General features: G+C 58.8%; 23 protein-coding genes. 12 read left to right on the top strand and 11 right to left on the bottom strand.

From position 1 onward, the window contains the following. Positions 1-156 precede the first annotated feature (156 nt). Entirely contained in the window at positions 157-933 is a 777-nt protein-coding gene (locus ACT2B1_RS03580) for a zinc-ribbon domain-containing protein (RefSeq protein ID WP_481668578.1), read from the top strand. Positions 934-942: 9 nt separating this feature from the next. Here ACT2B1_RS03580 and ACT2B1_RS03575 read toward each other — a convergent pair whose 3' ends face one another. The 5 genes from ACT2B1_RS03575 to argH form a co-directional block, all read right to left on the bottom strand. Beyond that, positions 943-3483, bottom strand: a complete 2541-nt coding sequence (locus tag ACT2B1_RS03575; RefSeq protein WP_481668577.1) for a TIGR02302 family protein — start codon at positions 3481-3483, stop codon at positions 943-945. 37 nt (positions 3484-3520) lie between these two features. After that, on the bottom strand, positions 3521-4786 hold the full coding sequence (gene lysA / locus ACT2B1_RS03570; RefSeq protein ID WP_171239895.1) for a diaminopimelate decarboxylase: 1266 nt from the start codon (positions 4784-4786) through the stop codon (positions 3521-3523). A 65-nt stretch (positions 4787-4851) separates the two neighbouring features. Continuing rightward, on the bottom strand, positions 4852-5001 hold the full coding sequence (locus ACT2B1_RS03565) for a hypothetical protein (protein WP_171122604.1): 150 nt from the start codon (positions 4999-5001) through the stop codon (positions 4852-4854). A gap of 85 nt (positions 5002-5086) precedes the next feature. After that, the gene (locus ACT2B1_RS03560) at positions 5087-5269 is read right to left on the bottom strand and encodes an argininosuccinate lyase (RefSeq protein ID WP_171211757.1); all 183 of its coding nucleotides are present in this window, start codon (positions 5267-5269) and stop codon (positions 5087-5089) included. Next, positions 5269-6657, bottom strand: coding sequence for an argininosuccinate lyase (gene argH / locus ACT2B1_RS03555; RefSeq protein WP_481668576.1), 1389 nt, complete (start codon positions 6655-6657; stop codon positions 5269-5271). Before argH ends, ACT2B1_RS03560 begins: the two co-directional genes overlap by 1 nt. A gap of 21 nt (positions 6658-6678) precedes the next feature. Between argH and ACT2B1_RS03550 the strand changes: the two genes are divergently transcribed. From ACT2B1_RS03550 to yddG, 10 genes are all read left to right on the top strand, one after another. Continuing rightward, complete coding sequence (locus tag ACT2B1_RS03550) at positions 6679-7245, top strand: TlpA disulfide reductase family protein (RefSeq protein ID WP_171211755.1); 567 nt, start codon at positions 6679-6681, stop codon at positions 7243-7245. 90 nt (positions 7246-7335) lie between these two features. Next, a complete protein-coding gene (locus ACT2B1_RS03545; RefSeq protein WP_171239897.1) occupies positions 7336-7665 on the top strand; it encodes a hypothetical protein in 330 nt (109 codons plus the stop codon). 61 nt (positions 7666-7726) lie between these two features. After that, positions 7727-8113, top strand: coding sequence for a hypothetical protein (locus ACT2B1_RS03540; protein ID WP_171122614.1), 387 nt, complete (start codon positions 7727-7729; stop codon positions 8111-8113). Beyond that, positions 8110-9081, top strand: coding sequence for a sterol desaturase family protein (locus tag ACT2B1_RS03535; RefSeq protein ID WP_171122616.1), 972 nt, complete (start codon positions 8110-8112; stop codon positions 9079-9081). Before ACT2B1_RS03540 ends, ACT2B1_RS03535 begins: the two co-directional genes overlap by 4 nt. Before the next feature lie 90 nt (positions 9082-9171). Next, positions 9172-9360: a hypothetical protein gene (locus ACT2B1_RS03530; protein ID WP_481668575.1), complete on the top strand. Its 189-nt coding sequence runs from the start codon at positions 9172-9174 to the stop codon at positions 9358-9360. Between the two features lie 99 nt (positions 9361-9459). Then, positions 9460-10293, top strand: a complete 834-nt coding sequence (locus tag ACT2B1_RS03525) for an EAL domain-containing protein (protein WP_171239898.1) — start codon at positions 9460-9462, stop codon at positions 10291-10293. 181 nt (positions 10294-10474) lie between these two features. After that, entirely contained in the window at positions 10475-11650 is a 1176-nt protein-coding gene (locus ACT2B1_RS03520) for an acetyl-CoA C-acetyltransferase (protein WP_171122622.1), read from the top strand. Between the two features lie 186 nt (positions 11651-11836). Then, the gene (gene phbB, locus ACT2B1_RS03515; protein WP_481668574.1) at positions 11837-12559 is read left to right on the top strand and encodes an acetoacetyl-CoA reductase; all 723 of its coding nucleotides are present in this window, start codon (positions 11837-11839) and stop codon (positions 12557-12559) included. Positions 12560-12859: 300 nt separating this feature from the next. Beyond that, the gene (locus tag ACT2B1_RS03510) at positions 12860-13807 is read left to right on the top strand and encodes a transcriptional regulator GcvA (protein ID WP_171134846.1); all 948 of its coding nucleotides are present in this window, start codon (positions 12860-12862) and stop codon (positions 13805-13807) included. Further along, positions 13804-14670: an aromatic amino acid exporter YddG gene (gene yddG / locus ACT2B1_RS03505; RefSeq protein ID WP_481668573.1), complete on the top strand. Its 867-nt coding sequence runs from the start codon at positions 13804-13806 to the stop codon at positions 14668-14670. Before ACT2B1_RS03510 ends, yddG begins: the two co-directional genes overlap by 4 nt. On the opposite strand, the gene ACT2B1_RS03500 is transcribed toward yddG, so the two are convergent. The 3 genes from ACT2B1_RS03500 to ACT2B1_RS03490 all read right to left on the bottom strand — a co-directional run bounded on the left by ACT2B1_RS03500 (position 14667) and on the right by ACT2B1_RS03490 (position 15938). Further along, positions 14667-14831 (bottom strand): YdcH family protein, encoded by a 165-nt coding sequence (locus tag ACT2B1_RS03500; RefSeq protein WP_170563647.1) that lies wholly within the window; start codon positions 14829-14831, stop codon positions 14667-14669. The genes yddG and ACT2B1_RS03500 overlap by 4 nt on opposite strands. Before the next feature lie 121 nt (positions 14832-14952). Then, positions 14953-15726: a tRNA1(Val) (adenine(37)-N6)-methyltransferase gene (locus ACT2B1_RS03495; RefSeq protein WP_171239902.1), complete on the bottom strand. Its 774-nt coding sequence runs from the start codon at positions 15724-15726 to the stop codon at positions 14953-14955. Continuing rightward, on the bottom strand, positions 15723-15938 hold the full coding sequence (locus ACT2B1_RS03490) for a putative signal transducing protein (protein ID WP_037316655.1): 216 nt from the start codon (positions 15936-15938) through the stop codon (positions 15723-15725). The genes ACT2B1_RS03495 and ACT2B1_RS03490 overlap by 4 nt, the downstream gene beginning before the upstream one ends. Before the next feature lie 56 nt (positions 15939-15994). Between ACT2B1_RS03490 and ACT2B1_RS03485 the strand changes: the two genes are divergently transcribed. After that, the gene (locus ACT2B1_RS03485) at positions 15995-16993 is read left to right on the top strand and encodes a polyprenyl synthetase family protein (protein ID WP_171124389.1); all 999 of its coding nucleotides are present in this window, start codon (positions 15995-15997) and stop codon (positions 16991-16993) included. Here the strand turns inward: ACT2B1_RS03485 and ACT2B1_RS03480 are convergent. From ACT2B1_RS03480 to ACT2B1_RS03470, 3 genes are all read right to left on the bottom strand, one after another. Beyond that, positions 16986-17807: a 4-(cytidine 5'-diphospho)-2-C-methyl-D-erythritol kinase gene (locus ACT2B1_RS03480; protein ID WP_171211748.1), complete on the bottom strand. Its 822-nt coding sequence runs from the start codon at positions 17805-17807 to the stop codon at positions 16986-16988. The two genes, ACT2B1_RS03485 and ACT2B1_RS03480, sit on opposite strands and share 8 nt — an antisense overlap. Beyond that, positions 17797-19512, bottom strand: coding sequence for a tetratricopeptide repeat protein (locus ACT2B1_RS03475; RefSeq protein WP_174834499.1), 1716 nt, complete (start codon positions 19510-19512; stop codon positions 17797-17799). The genes ACT2B1_RS03480 and ACT2B1_RS03475 overlap by 11 nt, the downstream gene beginning before the upstream one ends. A gap of 101 nt (positions 19513-19613) precedes the next feature. Further along, positions 19614-21260, bottom strand: a complete 1647-nt coding sequence (locus ACT2B1_RS03470; RefSeq protein ID WP_171211746.1) for an electron transfer flavoprotein-ubiquinone oxidoreductase — start codon at positions 21258-21260, stop codon at positions 19614-19616. Positions 21261-21376: the final 116 nt, after the last annotated feature.

Below are 21376 nucleotides of genomic sequence, written 5' to 3'. Positions count from 1 at the left end.
TCTTGCCCGAGCATGGTGACGGTTTCAATGCCTGCACCGGGTCGAATTGGTGACACTTGCGGCGTGAAACCGAAAACACTCTTTGCTGTCAGGTCTTAACGGAATATCATTCCTGAAAAAACTATCATCAGGTCAATACTATGGCCGGGAGGCAGCATGCGTCTTACTTGTCCGAATTGCGGTGCCCAATACGAGGTGCCAGACGAGGTTATCCCTTCAGAGGGGCGTGACGTTCAATGCTCCAACTGCGAAAAAACATGGTTCCAAAGCAAAAAACCAGAACCCGTGGCCACGCCCGAACCAGCGAAACCCGAAACCGGCACGACTGAGAAAACCCCGGCAGAACCTGCGCTGGAACCACCGCAAAAACCTGCAGCGGACGCGGAACCGGATACCCCAACGGCCGAGGACAAACCGTCCGAGGACTCAGCGTCGGGCAACGTTGATCCTGCCGTAGCGAACATCCTGAAAGAGGAAGCCGCGCGTGAGGCTGACCTGCGCGCGAAAGAAGCTGAAACTCTGGAAACGCAGCCCGATTTGGCGCTAGACGCGCCTCCAGAGCCTGAGCCAGAGCAGGCAATCAAGGACCTGACGGCAAGGGAAACGGCCGAGGATGCCGGTCAGAAAGACGCGCTTCCCGATGTCGACGCAATCAATTCCTCGCTGCGTAGCGAAGAACCCGCACCCAAGAAAAAAAAGAAAAAGAAAGAAGAGGTGGAACTGGTACCGCGCAAGTCTGGCGGTGGGTTCCGGCGTGGTTTCCTGCTGATGATCATCATTGGCGTTATCCTGTTCCTGATCTACGGCAACGCACAACGCATTTCCGAGGCCGTACCGCAGGCTGATCCTGTCCTTGATGGCTATGTGACACTTGTCGATCAGGCACGCGTTTGGCTTGAGGCGCAGACCGGAGCCGGCACACCGCAGAACTGACCTGTCGCGTTAGAACCGCTCCAGCAGTCGCTTGAGATATTCCAGTTCAATCTCAGGCCGGTCCGATTCTCCGGTCCGGCGGCGGATTTCGTCCAGCAATTCCCGTGCCCGGCGATAGACATCTTCGCCCTGCAGCAGGTTGTCATCGGTTGAAATCGACCCTGCTGCACCCGGGCTACGACCCAGAGGATCGCGATTGTTGGCCTGCATGTCGCCTTCCTGCGCGCCTTGACCGGGCTGGTTCTGCTGGTTCTGGGCTAACGCCTCACCCAGTGAACGCATACCTTCGCGCAGGGCTTCCATCGCCTCGGACTGGCGATCAATCGCCTCGGCCAGATCGTCACCGCGCAGCGCTTGCTCGGCCTCGTCCATGGCGCGGCCCGCACGACCCAGCGCGTCGCGGGCAAATTCGCCCTCGGGCGTTCCAGCGCCGGGCAAGTTCTGTTGCTGCCGACCAAGCTCATCGCGCAAGGCTTGCTGGCGATCGGCCAGCGATCCCTGACCCTGCTGACCTTCTCCGGCCTGATCCGAACCCTGACCCTGACCACCTTGGCCTTCGTGGCTTTCGCCGCGGCCCTGACCCCCATTTCGGCCTTCATTGCCCTGATTTTCACCAGCTTGCGCGCCGGGATTGAACTGTTCCTGCAAATCGCGGAAAGCCTGATCGCTCAGCCCCTGCTGTTCGCGCAGCGTCTCGGCCAGACCTTCCATCGCCTGCTGGCCTTCGGACTGCTGGCCCTGACCCTGACCTTGCGTGATGCGCATGTTTTCCATCATCTGCTGGAACTCTTCCAACGCCTGCTGCGCCTCGGCCATACGGCCCTGTTCCATCAGTTCCTGAATACGGTCCATCATGCGCTGCAGGTCGTCCTGCGTCATTTGCATGGTTTCGCCGTTCTGACCTTGCTGACCTTCCTCACCGCCATTTTCCTGCGCCAACCGCTGAAGCTGCCGCATATAATCCTGCGTAGCCTCGCGCAGTTCTTGCATCAACTCGGCGATTTCTTCATCGGTTGCGCCGTTCTGCATCGCCTCGGTCAGGCGTTCCTGCGCGCGACGCATCCGTTCCAACGCATCCGCCAGCGTTCCTTCCTCGATCAGAACCGCCAGATCCCACAGGGACTGAGCAATCTCAGCCTGCTGTTTCGGTTTCAGGCCGTATTCGGTGAATGTCTCAAGCCGCCGAAGCGTCACGCGCAACCGCAGATAAGCCGTATCCGATCGGAACACGTCTTCGGGCAAATGAGACACTGCCCGCAAAAGCTGCGCAACGCGCGTGGCGTTCTCGCGTGTCCATAGCAGATCGCGCCGCTGTTCGATTATCGCCGCCGCCAAGGGATCGAAAAAACGACGGGCAGGCAGCGCCGTCATATACGGCTCGGACTGCGTTTCCTGATCTGCGGCATCGCGCGCGGTCAGAGTGATTTTGACAGGCAGATGCGCCCAGGGGTGTTCCGAGAAATCCTCGATAAAGTCCTCGATAAAGTCGGTGCGATCCCCTGTAATCGGCATCGGCAATTCAACGGAAATTACGTCGCGTGGTTCTGGCTCAAGCGTCAGACCATAACGGCGGTCAACAGAGGCAAGGTCGAGTTCGATGGTGGCCGAACCGGATTGAACGCCATAGTCATCACCAGCCGCAAAGGGCAGCTTCATCTGCCCTCCAGCTTCGGCCTCGGCTATATCCGCAACGGCAATCTGGGGCGGCGCGTCCGCTATGATATCCAGCGTCCAATCTCGTCCAGAAGGACCATCAATCCTCAATAGCCCGGACCGGTCAGCAACAAATTCCTGCTCGGGCGCGGTTGCAGCTTCGGTCCCCAGCGGAGTGGTTGTTTCGGTAAGGCTGTGCGCACCGACCTCGCCATAAAAGCGAAGCGTTACCCGGCTGCCCTGCGGGATCGACAGCGTTGGGTCGGATTGATCGGCCAGATAGAGCGTCGGTAGGCCGGTGTATCTTGGCGGCTCTACCCAGCCTTCCCAACTTGGCCCCTGCCCTGCCATCGCGGCCCCCGGTGTCATCTCGGCCACCGATCCGATGCGCCAGAACGACCCGAACAAGGCAGCGATCACCAAGGCCAGCAGCGCCGAATAGCGCAGGGCATAGGGGTCGCGATCCGCAAGGCGCAAGTTTGGCTTGACCGGCTCGGCCTGTGCCGCACGCTGGGCCATCCGGTTTTGGTGCGCGCGCCACAAAGCGACAGAGTCCGCATCCATCGAGCCAATTGCCTGACTGTCCATAAGCGCCTGAATAGGTCGGCCCGGAAGGGTCTCATCCAGACGCATCAACGCTTCGGCCCGGGACGGAAGATGGAATCGCCTTGCCCCCAAAGCCAGCGCAGCCAAAAGACCCAGCACCGAAAGTGATCCGACGATCCAGACGGTTTCAACCGTCACAAGATCTTGCAGGCCCAGCATTAACGCGGCCAAAATCACCATAAGTACAGAAAAAAACGGCCAAAAAGCACGCCATACTCGCTCGGCCAGCATCCCTGCATGCGTCAGCAGCAGGGACAGTCTTGGGATCGGCAAGGTCGGTCTTGTGCGCAAGGCGGGCCTCCGTCAACGGGCCCGCGCGCCTATCGCGTCAAAGCCACTCTGGTATGGTATCGCGGTTTATCATTTCGTCAAAGCTTGGGCGTTCACGAATTACGGCGAATTGATCGCCATGCACCAGAACTTCGGGGATCAGAGGGCGCGTATTGTATTCGCTGGCCATCACCGCACCATAGGCCCCGGCGCTGCGGAAGGCGACCAGATCGCCCGGCGCAAGCGGCGGCATGCTGCGCTGTTTGGCGAATGTATCGCCGGTTTCGCACACGGGGCCCACGATGTCATAGAGTTGCTGTTCCACCCCCGGCGCGGGTTCATTCACGGCGACGATATCGTGATGCGCCTCGTACATTGCGGGGCGGATCAGGTCGTTCATGGCCCCGTCGAGGATCAGGAAATCACGGCCTTCACCCGATTTCACGTAGATTACTTTGCTGACCATCAGCCCCGCATTGCCCGCAATCAGGCGGCCGGGCTCGATCTCGATCTCGCACCCCAGATGGCCCAGCGTTTTCTGGATCAGCGCGCCATATTCCACCGGCAGCGGCGGCGCATCATTCACGCGAGTATAGGGGATACCCAAGCCTCCGCCCAGATCCAGACGACGGATATTGTGACCTTCGGCGCGCAGCTGCTCGGTCAACTCGGCGACTTTGGTATAGGCTAGCTCGAACGGTTCCAGCTCGGTCAGCTGCGAGCCGATATGAACATCGATGCCGATCACCTCCAACCCCGGCAGGCTGGCTGCTTGGGCATAAACCTCGGACGCGCGGGCGATCGGGATGCCGAACTTGTTTTCCGACTTGCCGGTGGCGATCTTGGCGTGGGTCTTGGCGTCCACATCCGGGTTCACCCGCACGGTGATCGGTGCCACAACGCTCAGTTCCAGCGCAATCGCGTTGATCACTTCCATTTCAGGTTCGGATTCCACGTTGAACTGGCGGATACCGCCGGTCAGCGCCGTGCGAATCTCATCCGCCGTTTTGCCAACACCCGAGAATACGATCTTGTCGCCTGGCACGCCTGCGGCCTTGGCCCGCAGATACTCCCCGCCCGAGACCACATCCATCCCCGCGCCCGCCTGCGCCAGCGTCTTCAGGATCGCCTGATTGCTGGCCGCTTTCATCGCATAGCAGACAAGGTGGTCCATGCCGTCCAGCGCATCATCAAACAGCTTGAAATGCCGCAGCAGGGTCGCTGTGGAATAGACATAGAAAGGGGTTCCGACGCTCGCGGCGATTTCGGAGATTGGGACATCCTCGGCGAAAAGCGCGCCGTCGCGATATAGAAAGTGATCCATACCCGCGCGCTTAGACCAAAAAGGGCGCGCGGATCAATGGATTCTGCGCGCGCCCTTGCGTTGCATTAGTTGGATGTTGAAACGCCGACCCGTCCGTAGCCGGAAATCTTGATCCCTGACCCGCCCGAGTTGGTCTCGGGCTCTGGGCGCGGGTTGTACGAAGGATCACACGCCGCCAGAACGGCAAGCGACAGGATCAGGCCAATAGTTTTCATTCGTGTCTCTTCGGAGTTAAGGCGCCAAAGCGCCAGTTACCGGGTGCAAATGGGCGCGGAGCCAGAGAATTGCAATCTTCGTTCGTCAGCGGCCCAGGTAAATTCCCAACCCGCCGCGTTGCAGACCAATTCCGCCACCCACATGCGTGCCGCTGCTGCCGACGCCGATATTGGCGTTCATCGTCGGTTGAATCGGCTCGCCGTCCGCGCCGCACCCGACCAGTACCGCTCCGAGCGAGACCAAAAGCAAAACTCGCATGATCTGCATTACACCAACGCCTTCCACCGCTTGATCTGGGCACGCACCTGATCCGGGGCTGTGCCGCCGTAGGATTGACGCGAGTTTACCGAGTTTTCGACGGTAAGAACAGAATAGACATCCTCGGTGATATCCGCGTGAACCGATTGCATGTCTTCCAGCGTCAGGTCAGGCAAATCGCAGCCCTTGCTTTCGGCCATCGCGACCAACGAACCGGTGACGTGGTGCGCGTCGCGGAATGGCAGGCCCAGCACCCGCACCAGCCAATCGGCCAGATCGGTCGCGGTCGAGAACCCAGACCCCGCCGCAGCCGCCAGACTGTCGCGGTTGGCGGTCATGTCCTTGACCATCCCCTCCATCGCAGCCAGCGCCAGCATCCAGTTGTCGGCGGCGTCAAAGACCTGTTCCTTGTCTTCCTGCATGTCCTTGGAATAGGCCAGCGGCAGACCCTTCATCACCATCATCAGCGCGGTGTTCGCGCCGTAGATACGGCCAACTTTGGCGCGGATCAGCTCGGCCGCATCGGGGTTTTTCTTTTGCGGCATGATCGACGAGCCGGTCGAGAACCGATCCGACAGCGTGACAAATCGGAACTGGGCCGAAGACCAGATCACCAGCTCTTCGGCAAAGCGCGAAAGATGGACGGCGCAAATCGAAGCCGTCGACAGGAATTCCAACGCAAAGTCACGATCGCTGACCGCATCTAGCGAGTTCGCAGCGGGGCGGTCAAAGCCCAGCGCCTGCGCGGTCATGTCCCGATCAATTGAGAAGGACGTTCCGGCCAGCGCTGCAGCACCCAAGGGGGATTCGTTCATCCGTGCGCGCGCATCTCGCACACGCGACAGGTCACGGCCAAACATCTCGACATAGGCCATCATGTGATGGCCCCAAGTGACTGGTTGCGCCGTTTGCAGATGGGTGAAACCGGGCATGACCCAATCAGCCCCGGCCTCGGCCTGTGTCAGCAGCGCGCGGATCAGGGCCAGCAGGCCGGTTTCGGCGGCATCAAACTGATCGCGGACCCAGAGTTTGAAATCCGTCGCGACCTGATCGTTTCGCGAACGCCCTGTGTGCAAACGGCCTGCGGGTTCTCCGATCACCTCTTTCAGGCGCGCTTCGACATTCATGTGGATGTCTTCCAGCGCGGTTGAAAACTGAAACGAACCGGACTGAATTTCTGACAAGACTGTGAGCAGCCCTTCCCGAATGGCCTGCGCATCACTATCACTTATGACGCCTGTGGCAGCCAGCATGGCGGCATGGGCGCGCGAGCCTGCGATGTCTTGGGCTGCCATCCGCTGATCGAACCCGATCGAGGCATTGATTGCCTCCATGATCGCGTCTGGACCGGCGGCAAAGCGGCCGCCCCACATCTGGTTCGAGGATTGATCGGTCATGTAAGAAAACCCGGAGTTGATATGCGCCTATTTCGTCTGATCCCCCTTTATATGGCCCTTGCGCTGGGTGCAAATGCGGCTTTGGCTGCGGATGTCGAATCTCTGAAGCCGCTCCGTGACGGCACGCTGAAACGGCTGATCCTGCACAAAGAACCCAAACCTCATGAGTTGGTCGAATTCCAGCTTGAAGATGACGGCGGCACCGCAACGCTGGCGGATTACAATGGCAAGTATGTTCTGGTGAACTTCTGGGCCACGTGGTGCGCCCCTTGCCGTAAGGAAATGCCCCAGATTGCTGAACTGCAGGAAGAGTTCGGCGGCGACAAGTTCGAGGTTGTCACCCTGGCCACAGGCCGCAACTCGGCCGCCGGGATCAAGAAGTTCTTCGAGGAAAACGGCATCGATAACTTGCCCCGCCATCAGGATGCGGGCTCGGCTGTTGCGCGTGAGTTCGGTGTGATTGCCTTACCGATTACCGTGATCCTGGATCCCAATGGCGACGAGATCGCCCGGCTTATCGGAGATGCCGAGTGGAATTCAGACAGCGCGAAAGCGATTATCGCGGCTCTGGTGGGTGCGGAAAGCTAGGCCCAACGCACCAAACTCCATTCTGTGCTAAACTAAGACCGGCCCCAACGGGCCGGTTTTCGTTTGTAACCTGCAGAAAGGGAGACGGCGATGAAACCGGTAGTCTTACTGATTGGCCGTTTGCCAAATGTGATCGGTGATGTTGCGCAGCAATTGGACCATATGCCCATTCAATGGCTCGGCGCGCATGATCAGGACGAAGTCAGGCGGCAACTGGATGCCGAACCGCAGATTGCCTGCGCCATAATTGGAGCAGGGCTGGACGACAAAATACGTGGCGAACTGGTTGGAATAATTGCGTCACGCAGGCCGGATATCTGTATCCACCTCAAAGATCGGGCCTCCGGTCCCGAAGGGTTGGTCCCGTTCGTCAGACGCGTTGTTCAACACGAAGTCTTGACCGACGCCCCGGCAAGCTGACGCGACGCCACCTTTGACAGTTTCCGCCGGGATTTGCACTCTGCCCGTCGGGAGGAAGGCTATGCCGCTTGAATTACTGCTGGTTCTGGTGGTTGGAGGAATCGCCGGGATCACGTTGATGATGCATCTCTCGGGCAAATCCCGTGTGCGTACTCTGACGCCGGAAAGCGCGCGGTCGGAATGGCTGCGCCATGTGCCGGATGATGACATCATAGATGTGACAGTGGCCCATGATGGCCATAGCGCGCTGATCCGCACCCCTTCTGGTAGCGGGCTGGTGTGGTCCTTTGGCGCAGACACTGTGGCCCGTCATTTGCTGGACTTTGACTGGATGGACCATCCGGACGGATTTGAAGTCTTTTTCCACGAATTCGGCACACCCAAAGTCCTTGTCCGCCTAGACGAATTCGAACGCCAGCACTGGCAACTTCTGTTGGAGCCTGCATGACCGATCAAGTTACATTTCCAGACGCCGTGCAATGGGCCATTCCCTTTTTCATTGCCGCCATTCTGGCCGAATTCATATGGATCGCCGTGAAAGGCAAAGGGGGCCGGTACGAGACCCGGGATTCTGTCACTTCGTTGATCATGGGGGCCGGCAATATCGCCTCGGATCTCATGGTGGGGTTCTTGATATGGGCCGGGTTCATGTGGCTTTGGCAAATCACTCCGCTGAATCTGGGCACGTCGATCCCGGTGATTATCCTGTGCTTCGTGCTGGATGATCTCCGGTATTACTGGGTGCACCGTTTCGGTCATCGCATCCGCTGGGTCTGGGCCAGCCATGTGAACCACCACAGTTCGCAGCACTACAACCTGACAACGGCGTTGCGACAGACCTGGACCTATTCATTCACCTTCATGATGGTCGTTCGTTCACCATTGATCCTGCTGGGGTTCCACCCTGCAATGGTGCTGTTCTGCGGCGGTGTGAACCTCGTCTACCAGTTCTGGATTCACACTGAAGCCATAAAGAAAATGCCCCGCTGGTTCGAGGCCGTAATGAACACCCCTAGCCATCACCGCGCCCACCATGGCCGCAACGCACGCTATCTCGATTGCAACTATGCGGGCACCTTCATCATCTGGGACAAACTGTTTGGCACCTTCGTCCCCGAGCAGGAAGACGACAAAGTCGATTATGGTCTGGTTCACAACATCGGCACGTTCAACCCTTTGCGGGTCGCCTTCCATGAATGGGTCGGTATCTGGCGTGACGCCACGCAACCGGGGCTGACAGTGCGGCAGCGGCTTGCCTATTGCTTCGCGCCTCCGGGCTACAGCCACGACGGAAGCCGCGACAACTCGGAACAGATCAAAGCCAAGCACATTGCCCGCCATCCCGAAGATCGCGGGTCGCCCGGATTTGAACAATTCGAAACAGAAATGCCCAATTCGCAGGCAAAGCGCGTCTGACGCCTCCACCCAACTTATGTCTGATCTTGAAATGTGATGCGCGCAATCCATATCAACGGGATACGCGAAACACACAGCAGGAGGCAGGACATGACCCGATCTATGACCGCATCGACCATATTGGGTCTGACTGGTTTGCTGGTTGCAATGTTCGCCGCGTTAAGCGGAGCGTTGCCCCTGTTGATTGCAATTGGGTTTTCCATGTTGGCGCTTGGCTTTACCGGAGCCGTAATCGGGGCCGCTGCGTCTCTGGGGCGAGCTTGGGAAGCGGCACGATAACGCTGACGCACGGATCATTCCCACCCACCGTTAACTGCAAATTCACGAGTATGCCTTGAAATCGAAACCTGACCTATGGCGGCAGGGATTGTCAGACTCATGCAGGACAAAACACTGGCAGACATGCCCGAGGGGGCGGAAAACCCCCTGAATGCGGCCGTCACTTCGCGCGATGCGACGGCGGTACAAATGGCCTCCGAAGCGATAAAGCACAAACAATGCAAACTGGCCTTCCAACCCGTTATACAGGCCAGCCCTCCGCACGGCGTCGCATTTTATGAGGCGTTCATCAGGGTTCTGGACGAAACAGGCCGGGTGATCCCTGCGCGTGAATTCATGCCGCAACTGGAAAAGACTTCAATCGGTCGTGAAGTGGACTGCGTCGCGCTTGAGATGGGATTGCGCACGCTGGCCCGGAATCCCGACATCCGAATGTCGATTAACATGTCCGCACGTTCGATCGGGTATGGGCGATGGTCCCGCGTGATGGAACGGTTTCTCAAGAAGGACGTTAGCATAGGTGAGCGCTTGATTTTGGAAATTTCGGAAAGCTCGGCCATGACCTTGCCTGATCTTGTGGTCGACTTCATGGACCGTATGCAGCCTCGGGGGGTTGCGTTTGCACTGGATGATTTTGGCGCCAGCAATTTCAGCTTTCGTCATTTCCGCGAGTTCCTGTTCGATGCGGCCAAAATAGATGGCCAATTTGTCCGCGGCATCAGCACCAACCCTGACAATCAGGCACTGGTGCGCGCCCTGATCGCCGTCGCGCGTGAGTTTGAAATTCTGGTCACCGCCGAATCGGTAGAAACCAGAGAAGACGCGGAATTCCTTATCGCTAACGGCGTTGACTGCCTTCAGGGTTTTTTGTTCGGCTCGCCTTCGATCAAGTCTCCGTGGAAGGCGGAAAAAACACCTAAAACAGCAAGTTAACCGGGAACAATCCGCCCAAACCCCGCCTGAGACAAGCTGACCATTGCTGCAACTGCAGCATTGCGCTATTCCAAGTGCAGTTGGAGCGGGGGATCACGAGGCGCTCTTTCTGTCAGGGGCCACCCCTGCGACCTGCGCCGTCATGTTTCCCACAGAACCTTGATGGTAAAGGATTGTCTTAATGACCAACGTAGTAATTGCATCCGCAGCACGCACAGGCGTCGGCAGCTTCGGCGGATCATTCGCCAACACCCCTGCCCATGACCTCGGAACGGCAGTTCTTGAGGCCGTGGTTGAGCGTGCCGGAATCGAAAAAGGCGAAGTCAGTGAAACCATCATGGGTCAGGTACTGACCGCCGCGCAGGGTCAGAACCCCGCGCGTCAGGCGCATATCAACGCCGGTCTACCCAAAGAAAGCGCCGCCTGGGGCATCAACCAAGTCTGCGGTTCGGGCCTGCGGGCGGTTGCGCTGGGCGCGCAACACATCCAGTTGGGCGATGCGGATATCGTCGCCGCCGGTGGCCAGGAAAACATGACCCTGTCCCCCCACGCCGCTGCGCTGCGAGCTGGTCACAAGATGGGCGACATGAAATACATCGACACCATGATTCGCGATGGTCTGTGGGATGCGTTCAACGGCTACCACATGGGTCAGACCGCTGAAAACGTGGCCGAGAAATGGCAGATCAGCCGCGATGCGCAGGACGAATTCGCAGTCGCCAGCCAGAACAAAGCCGAGGCCGCGCAAAAAGCCGGCAAGTTCGCTGACGAGATCACGCCCTTTACCATCAAGACCCGCAAGGGCGACATCGTGATGGACAGCGACGAATACATCCGCCACGGCGCAACGATGGAGGCGATGGCCAAGCTGCGCCCCGCGTTCACCAAGGACGGCTCGGTCACGGCGGCGAATGCGTCCGGTCTGAATGACGGTGCGGCGGCGACCCTGCTGATGTCGGCCGAGAATGCGGAAAAACGCGGGATTGAGCCTCTGGCCCGCATCGCATCTTATGCCACCGCGGGTCTGGACCCGTCGATCATGGGCGTCGGCCCGATCTATGCATCGCGCAAGGCGCTGGAAAAAGCCGGCTGGTCGGTTGACGATCTGGATCTGGTCGAGGCCAACGAAGCCTTCGCCGCACAGGCCTGCGCCGTCAACAAGGACATGGGCTGGGACCCGTCGATCGTGAATGTGAATGGTGGCGCGATTGCCATCGGCCACCCGATCGGTGCCTCGGGCTGCCGGGTTCTGAACACGCTTCTGTTCGAAATGAAGCGCCGCGACGCGAAAAAGGGTCTCGCGACCCTCTGCATCGGCGGCGGCATGGGCGTCGCCCTGTGTGTGGAGCGCGACTAAGTGGCTTGAAACCCGAATACAAAGGGGCGTCCGGTGGGCGCCCTTTTTTGTTACACTGGGGCCTGCCCCACAGATGCGACGATATTACCGTGCGGAACTTCAAAATTCAGAGCGAAATAATATTGCGCAAGATCACCTCTCAAAGTAACAGCATTACCAAGACGATATGAATTGGAGGAGTCCTAAATGGCACGTACAGCACTCGTCACCGGCGGTTCCCGCGGCATCGGCGCAGCAATTTCCAAGGCGCTCAAGGCTGAAGGATACAATGTTGCAGCCACCTATGCCGGCAATGACGAAGCCGCAGCAAAATTCACCGAGGAAACCGGCATCGCCACGTACAAATGGAATGTTGCCGACTATGACGAGTCCAAGGCTGGGATCGAAAAGGTCGAGGCCGAGGTCGGCCCGATCGACATCGTGGTCGCCAACGCAGGCATCACCCGCGATGCGCCGTTCCACAAGATGACCCCGGAACAGTGGCATCAGGTAATCGACACCAACCTGACAGGTGTGTTCAACACCGTGCACCCGGTCTGGCCTGGAATGCGCGAGCGCAAGTTCGGCCGCATCATCGTCATCAGCTCGATCAACGGTCAGAAAGGCCAGTTCGCGCAAGTGAACTATGCCGCGACCAAGGCAGGCGATCTGGGCATCGTGAAATCCCTCGCGCAAGAAGGCGCGCGCGTAGGCATCACCGCAAACGCGATCTGCCCCGGCTACATCGCAACCGAGATGGTCATGGCGGTCCCTGAAAAAGTACGTGATTCCATCGTTGCGCAAATCCCGGCTGGTCGCCTGGGTGAGCCCGAGGAAATCGCACGCTGCGTTGCGTTCCTGGCGTCGGACGATTCTCAATTTATCAACGGCTCGACCATTTCGGCCAACGGTGCACAGTTTTTCGTCTAATCCGAACACAGAAACAAAAAACGGGCCGGTCTCTTCAGACCGGCCCTTCTTTTATCCCGTAAGGACGCGCGCGCTGCGTTCAGCGGGAACCAAAAAGCCAGTTCATGGCCTGCTTAAGCATCTTACCGCGTTCAGCATGGGCCCGCTGAAAGGCGCGGGCGGCTGCGGGGTTTGTTGTCATCTCGATCATGGCAGACATCCTTTCAGTTCAGCTTTGTTTGACTTGAGCTGAATATGCGCCTTATCAATGTTGGCGACAAACGAGCTTTCTGCGAACTTCAGTTAAGAATTTCTTATGCTATGAGCGACTACCTTCCCCCTCTGACCGCGTTGCGCGCCTTTGATGCCGCCGCGCGCCATATGTCCTTTGCGAAAGCCGCCGAAGAACTGCATGTCACTCCTGCGGCCCTGTCCTTTCAGATCAAATCACTTGAGGAACATCTGGGCCGCCCTTTGTTTCGCCGCCTAAACCGAGCCGTCGAACTGACCGAGGCTGGGCGCGCACTGGCACCCGGCGCGGCCGAGGGCTTTGCCGCATTACAGGCCGCCTGGCAGGCGGCCCGAAGGCAGGGAAACGATACCAGCCTGACCGTGACCGCAGGCCCTGCTTTGACCGCCAAGTGGCTTGCCCCGCGCCTTTATGAATTTGCGCGGGCGCATCCTGAGATTGACCTCAAATTCTCGGCCACCTTGCGCAATATGGATCTGGAGCGTGACGACGTAGATGTGGCAATCCGGTTTGGCTATGGCGATGACGAGGGATTATATTCCCTGCCCGTGCGCAAAGAATGGCTGACGCCAGTCATGACACCTGAAATGGCCGAACGGTATGCAACGCCCGACAGCCTGAAAGACGCCCCCCTGATTTTTGACGACTCGATTGCGTTTCTCCAACCGCCCAGTGACTGGCCCACATGGTTTCGGGCGGTCGGCGTAAATTATGCGCCCACACATGGCGCGCATTTTTCGAATGCAGACCACGCGATCGACGCAGCGGTTGCGGGGGTTGGGGTTGTGCTTGGTCGCCGCGCGATGATCATCAAAGACCTGACCGAAGGGCGCTTGGTCGCACCGTTCAAGACGGCCATCGAAACGCGGGGGCGGTTTCGTTTTTTGTGCCTCCCGGGGGCAGAGAACCGCCCCCAAATCGCCGCCTTCCGGGATTGGTTCATGGACGAGATTGAAAAAACCGCGCATATCTCGGATGAATTCGAAATCATTCCGGTGGAAGAGGTCCCTGCCCTATGACAAGAACCCGTGCGACAGGGATCGGATTTATCGCGGTCCTGCTGTGGTCTTTGCTTGCCTTGTTCACGGTAGGATCTGCGCCCACACCGCCATTGCAGCTAAACGCTATATGTTTCTCAATCGGCGGCACGCTTGGATTAATCTGGACCTGGGCCAACGGTGGCCTGTCTCAGCTTCGAAACGTGCGCTGGACAACCTACCTGTTCGGAACGATCGGGCTATTTGGCTACCACGCGCTGTATTTCTCGGCCTTGCGCATGGCACCTGCGGCCGAGGCTGGCTTAATCGCATATCTCTGGCCCTTGCTGATTGTCCTCTTTTCAGGGCTGTTGCCCGGCGAGAACCTACGACTGGGGCATCTGTTCGGTGCCTGTCTGGGGTTCGCCGGGGCCGCTGTGATCATTGCCGGGGGCGGAAGTGCAGGATTCCAATCGGATCACCTGCCGGGATACGCCCTGGCCCTGTTATGCGCGCTGACATGGTCCGGCTATTCGGTATTGTCCCGGCGCTTGGGCGACACGCCGACAAGCTCAGTCGCCGTGTTCTGCGTTGCTACGGCCATAGCGTCCGCTTTACTGCACCTGGCCGTTGAAGAGACCGTGTGGCCGGACACAGCGACAAGCTGGGTTTCCGTGCTGGCCTTGGGTCTGGGGCCGGTGGGACTGGCGTTTTATGTCTGGGATATAGGGGTTAAACAAGGCGACATTCAAATTCTGGGAACGGCGTCCTACGCGGCACCCTTGTTGTCTACGCTTATTTTGGTTGTGGCCGGGATCGCGGCCCCCTCGTGGGGATTGGCGATCGCGGCCGTTTTAATTACGAGCGGCGCGACCATCGCGGCCCGCGCCAGTATGAGCAGTTAACTGGACAGGCGCTCGATCTCTTCTTTCAGTTTCAGCTTCTGTTTCTTGAGTTGAGCGATATGGAGATCATCGATACCTGGCGAGCGTTGGGCTTGTTCTACTTCGAGACCGAGAGTTTCGTGCTTTTTCTTCAGTTCCGTCAGATGTGCGCTCACGCTCATGGCGATACTCCTTTGTTGGTGTCTCAGGTTTACGTATGAAGTTGATCACATCGTTTCCAGCCTGTCACGCTGCAGACGCACAGAATCTGTAATAAATCCGACAAATTCGGCTGGTTAATGCCTATCGGTCCGGGAAACAGGCCAGCGCTGCGCCATCGCGCAACACCGAAGATACGTGCGGCGTATAGCTTTCCCCGTCTTTTTCGTGGCGCTCTCCTGCGTGCAAAATCAGGGGTGCATGCAGTTGGAAAGCTGCGCGCCCCCCCTTTTTTGCCCGCAAAATCACCAGCTCGGTCTTGCGCCCGGACCGGGCTGACAGCGGCACAACTTCGATTGATCCCAGCCGCCCAGAACACGAGGTCAGCATTTCCGGCAACCGATCCGCCTTTTGGATCATGTGTAGGGAACCCTTCGGCGCAAGGCGTTTGGCTGCAGCGTCAAACCAAAGGTCCAGCGGTGTATCTCCGCCCAATGCGACGCTTCGTCCCTGATCCACGGACGGGCTATGCGCCCCGACACGGTAATAGGGCGGATTGGCGATCACATGATCAAACTGACGCTGTTTCAGGTCCGACGGCATGGCCGTCAGGTCCGCTTGAATAACTTCCAGCCGTGCGGCGTTTTCAACAGCGTTCCGACGAGCCAGATCAGCATATGGCGCTTGTAATTCCACCCCGACAGCCTGCAACCCCGGCACACGTGCCATCAGCGACAGCACCGCTGCCCCAGCCCCGCAGCCCAACTCCAGCACGCTTTGGCCCTGTTTTGCCGGAACACAAGCGGCCAGCAGGATCGGGTCCACCCCGGCGCGGTATCCGCCACGAGGTTGCCACAGGCGCACACGGCCACCCAAAAAGTCATTCAGGGTCAGGTCATCATCGTCAAACAGGGTCATCGGCCCAACGGAATTTCATTGTCACGCATCACGCGCTCGGCCCGCGTCAGGTCATCGGCCCGGACCATCAGGCGGCGCGGGAAAATTCCTATGCCACCTTCGAGGATGCTCATATTTACGTCCATCTGAAAGCAGTCTATATCCTCGCCTTCAAGAAGGGCGGATGCAAACGCCAGGATCGTTGGATCGGTGCTGCGCAAAAGTTCTTTCATGGGGATGGATGTAAGGGCAAGGTGCGGCAGAAGTCGAGCCTTGTATCAGGAGTGTGATGACGATCAGCACGGTCTCAAAACCGCATGAGCGGCTGGCGGAAATTCTCGCGGGTGAAATGGACGCAGTAAATGAACTGATCCGAACCCGCATGGCGTCCGAGCACGCCCCGCGTATCCCGGAAGTAACGGCGCATCTGGTCGAGGCGGGCGGCAAGCGTTTGCGCCCGATGCTGACCCTGGCCGCAGCGCAACTGTTTGGCTATCAGGGCAGCCACCATGTACGGCTGGCAGCGACTGTTGAATTCATCCATACCGCCACTTTGCTGCACGACGATGTTGTGGACGAAAGCGGCCAGCGGCGTGGGCGCCCCACGGCAAACCTTTTGTGGGACAACAAATCCAGCGTTTTGGTGGGCGACTACCTGTTCTCGCGCAGCTTTCAGTTGATGGTCGAGACAGGATCGCTGCGCGTGCTAGATATCCTGGCAAACGCATCAGCGACGATTGCCGAAGGTGAAGTCCTGCAAATGACAGCGGCCACCGATCTGGGCACCAACGAAGCGATCTACTTGCAGGTTGTACGGGGCAAAACGGCGGCATTGTTCTCAGCCGCGACCGAAGTCGGCGGTGTCATCGCCGGTGCAGCAGAAGAGCAGGTTCAAGCCCTGTATGACTATGGTGATGCGCTGGGGATCGCCTTTCAGATCGCGGATGACCTGTTGGATTATCAGGGCGACAGCACTGCGACCGGCAAAAACGTCGGTGACGATTTCCGCGAACGCAAACTGACCTTGCCCGTAATCAAGGCCGTCGCGCAAGCAACCCCAGAAGAACACGCATTCTGGGAGCGTACGATTGGCCGTGGCCGTCAGGAAGACGGTGATCTGGACCACGCGCTTGGGTTGATGGCCAAATACGGCACGCTGGACGCCACGCGCTCGGATGCGCTGGGATGGGCGAATAAGGCCAAAGCGTCGCTCGACATTCTACCCGACCATGAAATTCGCACGCTGCTGCGCGATTTGGCGGATTATGTGGTGTCTCGCCTCAATTGAGCTGAACCGCGCGACACCACCAGTCGGGATAGGCTGCGCCAATCTCGTAGGCTGCGTAATGGGCCGCCTTCATACTGGGGTAGAGCGCAAAGCACGTCGACCCTGACCCTGACATCCGAACAAGCAGAGCCTCCTTGGTGGCGGCAAGTTCATCCAGAACCCGACCAACCTCGGGTGCAAGCTCCTTGGTCGGGCCTTCAAGATCGTTTCGTTGATCGCGCAACCATGTGGCACAGTCCTCAGCGGCGGCAAAGATCGGTATATCATCCGGCATGGGGTCGTTGTTGCGGCTATCCAGTGCAGAGAAGACGGCCCCTGTGGGAACCTCAACGCCCGGATTGACCAAAAGGGCTGGCATTTGTGGCAAAACAACCGGTGTCAGCCCATCGCCAATGCCGCGCATTCGGCTGGCCTGCGCAGCCATGCAGACGGGGATATCCGCGCCAAGTGACAAAGCGATCTCATCTGGAATGCTGCCGCCCTGATCGCCAACCATGCGCAAAGTGGCCGCGGCATCGGACGATCCCCCACCGATCCCGCCACCGTGCGGCAGCACTTTGTTCAGGTCGATATGCCCTGCCCAACCTGCGGCTTTGGCCGCTTTCCAAACCAGATTACGGTCATCCGCAGGAACGCCTGCCGCATGCTCACCTGTAACCGTGATCGACAGGTGATCTCCGCGCGTGAAGCGCAGCGTGTCACCCACATCCGCAAATACCACCAGTGAATCCAGCAGGTGATACCCGTCGGCCCGTCGACCGGTCACATGCAGAGTCAGGTTGATCTTGGCGGGCGCGAAAGCCTCAGCCTTCATTTGCGACCTTCAATGGGTCTGCACCTTCTTCGGCCAGAACTGCATCCAGCCCGATCTCAAGCTTGCGGCGAATTCTGTCCGGGTCGGCTTCGCCGTCCGTGTCATCGGGGTCGATGAAGGATAAGGCGCGTTTCCATTGGAACTCGGCCTCGCGCGCGCGTCCGACCGCCCAATAGACATCCCCCAAATGGTCGTTCACCACGGGATCGACCGGCATCAGCTCAACCGCGCGCTCCATATGCTCAACCGCTTCGTCATAGCGTCCGAGACGGAACAGAACCCAACCCAAGCTATCCACAATGTAGCCGCTGTCAGGCCGCGCGGTGACAGCGCGTTCGATCATGTTCAATGCTTCGTCCAGCTTCTCGCGCCGCTCAACCAGCGAATACCCCAGATAGTTCAACACCTGCGGCTGATCCGGGTTCAGTTCCAGCGCCTGCCGGAAATCGGCCTCGGCCTGATCCCAGTTCTTGAGCCGCTCGTGCGAGATGCCGCGCGCGTAATACAGGAACCAGTTTCCCCCGACACCGCCTTCAATCAGTTCGATGGCCTTGTCATAGGTTTCCACCGCATCAGCATAGTTCTCCTGCCGTCGCTGAAGATCGGCCAACGCAACATGAACGCTGGGCAGGTTCGGACTTTGGGTGGCAAGGGTCTGCAAGACTTCGGCGGCCGCATCGGTTTTACCTGCGCGGCCAAGCACCTCGGCGCGGCCCAACTCGGCTGCGTGATAATCGCTGCTTTCGGCAGGCACTTTGCGATATGCCTCAACTGCCAGATCATATTGCTCGAGCTCGTCCAGCAACTCAGCGCTCAGCAAAATTGCGTCAACGTGGTCAGGCCGTAAGAAAGCTGCGGTTTGTGCGTAAAGCAGAACGTAGTTCTCCGCCGCCTCGGTGCTGAGCGCAGCCCCCACGGAAAAGAACACTTCTGCCATGCCGTCCTGCGCCGTTCGCACATGCGTGAAGGGCAGGGTTTCTTCCGCTGTCAGGCGCGCCTCATAGCTTTCGATGGATGGGTCGCTGCCAGCGGCAAACACGTCATCCAGAAAGGCCAGCGCATCCTGGTTGCGATCAAGCTGTGACAGCACCTCAACCCGTGCCAGTGCCGCACGGCGCGTGAATTTAGCAACCGCCCCTTCGTCGGCTGCAAAAATCGCTTCGGCCCCTTCGAAATCCCCGACCGAGGCCAATGCCAGCGCCTTGTGGTAAAGCGCGAATTCCCGCAACCCTTCCTGTGTCGCCACCTGATCGAACTGATCCATCGCTTTGGTCATGGACCCCTGACCAATGTGGGCCCATCCCAACATCAAACCGTCGACCAACGGTCCGACGCCCTGCGTTTCGGGATCAAGCGCCAACAGTTCGTCCAGCTTGTCATCCGCAACAAGGTTAGCGGCGATAACCATCCGAGCCGCCTGACTGGGAAGGTCCATTTCAACAACTGTGCGGGCCACAGGCTGAGCGCGCTGCAACTCGCCCAGCGACAGCCTGGCAACGACGACGCTTTCCAGCAGCTTGTGGTTTTCGGGGTCAGCGCGCAGGGCCTGAGCAAAGTAACGCTCGGCTGCGGTATAATCGTTCTGGAAAATCGCCTGACGCCCGGCCAAATATGGCCCGGACCCGGTATCCGAAAAAGCCGGAAACGTGACTGACGAAGAAAGCAGCGCAACTAGCGCTGCGCGACGGAGGAGGGAAGCCACCAAAATCCTGCCTTGCTATTGTTTACTGACCAACAAGCTAGGACTTTGGCAGGTAAGAGGCAATGGCAGAGCCTTCACGACCCTGCCAGTGCCCGTCTTTTCGCTTACATGTTGGGATAGTTCGGCCCGTCACCGCCCTGTGGCGTGGTCCAGGTGATGTTCTGGCTGGGATCCTTGATATCGCAGGTCTTGCAGTGAACACAGTTCTGGAAGTTGATGACGAATCGCGGTCCGTTCTCATCCTCGACCATCTCGTACACGCCTGCCGGGCAATAGCGTTGCGCCGGTTCGTCGAACTTGGGCAGGTTGACATTGACCGGAATCGCTGGATCGGACAGCCGCAGGTGGCAGGGCTGACTTTCCTCGTGATTGGTCATTGCAAACGAAACATTGGTCAAACGGTCGAACGACAGCACGCCATCGGGTTTGGGATAGTCGATGGGCGTGTGCTTGCTGGCCTCTTCGGTTGCTTCGGCATCGTTCTTGCCGTGACCCAAAGTGCCAAACAGCGAAAAGCCCAGCGTGTTGGTCCACATGTCCAGACCACCAAAGGCAAGAGACGCCGTCAGGCCCCATTTCGACCACATCGGTTTGACGTTGCGCACCTTCTTCAGGTCGCTGCCGATGGCACCGTCGCGCACGTCGGCCTCGTAAACAGTCAGCTCATCGCCCGCACGGTCGGCCTTGATCGCGTCAAACGCGGCCTCGGCTGCGGCTTTACCCGACAGCATCGCATTGTGGTTACCTTTGATGCGCGGCACGTTGACCATACCCGCCGAACAGCCCAGAAGCGCCACGCCCGGCGCGACCAGTTTCGGCATCGACTGATAGCCGCCCTCGGTGATCGCACGCGCACCATAAGCCACGCGCTTGCCGCCTTTCAGCAACTCGGCCACCATCGGGTGATGCTTGAAACGCTGGAATTCCATGTAGGGATACAGGTGCGGGTTCTTGTAGTTCAAGTGGACCACAAAACCGACGTAGACCTGATTGTTTTCCAGGTGATAGATGAACGACCCGCCGCCTGCGTTGCTGCCCAGGGGCCAGCCCATCGTGTGCGTGACCGAGCCTTCCTTGTGCTTGGCCGGGTCGATCTCCCAGATTTCTTTCATGCCGACGCCGTATTTCTGCGGCTCTTTCCCGGCTTGCAGATCGTACTTGGCGATGACTTCCTTGGACAGCGACCCGCGCACGCCTTCCGACAGGAAGACGTATTTGCCGTGCAGTTCCATCCCCGGCTCGGTGTTGGGGCCATATGAGCCGTCGGCCTCGAGACCAAAGACACCGGCAACCACGCCTTTGACTTCGCCATTCTCGCCGTAAACCAGCTCGGAACACGCCATGCCGGGGAAGATTTCCACGCCCAGCTCTTCGGCCTGTTCAGCCATCCAGCGGCAGACATTGCCCATCGACACAATGTAATTGCCGTGGTTGTTCATCAGTGGCGGCATCGGCCAGTTGGGGATGCGGATCTGTCCCGCCTCACCCAGCATATAGAAGTTGTCCTCTTCGACCGGCGTTTTCAGCGGCGCGCCTTTTTCTTTCCAGTCTGGGATCAGCGCATCAAGGCCACACGGGTCAAGAACCGCACCCGATAGGATATGCGCGCCCACTTCCGAGCCCTTTTCCAGAACCACAACATTCAGGTCCGCATCCAACTGTTTCAGACGGATGGCCGCCGACAGGCCCGCGGGGCCTGCACCCACGATCACCACATCGTATTCCATCGCTTCGCGTTCAATCTCGGCCATCGCGGGCTCCTTAGCTAACTTTCCGAATTGGCGCTTTCACTGCGTGGTCTGCGCAATTTTGTTTCACGGGTGATTACATGGTCACAAAGACCTTGGTCAATCAAAACACGGCGTAA

This window comes from Ruegeria sp. S263 (assembly GCF_056780525.1).
Note: the sequence above shows the minus strand (reverse complement) of the source record. Positions and strands in the feature narration are given on the sequence as shown.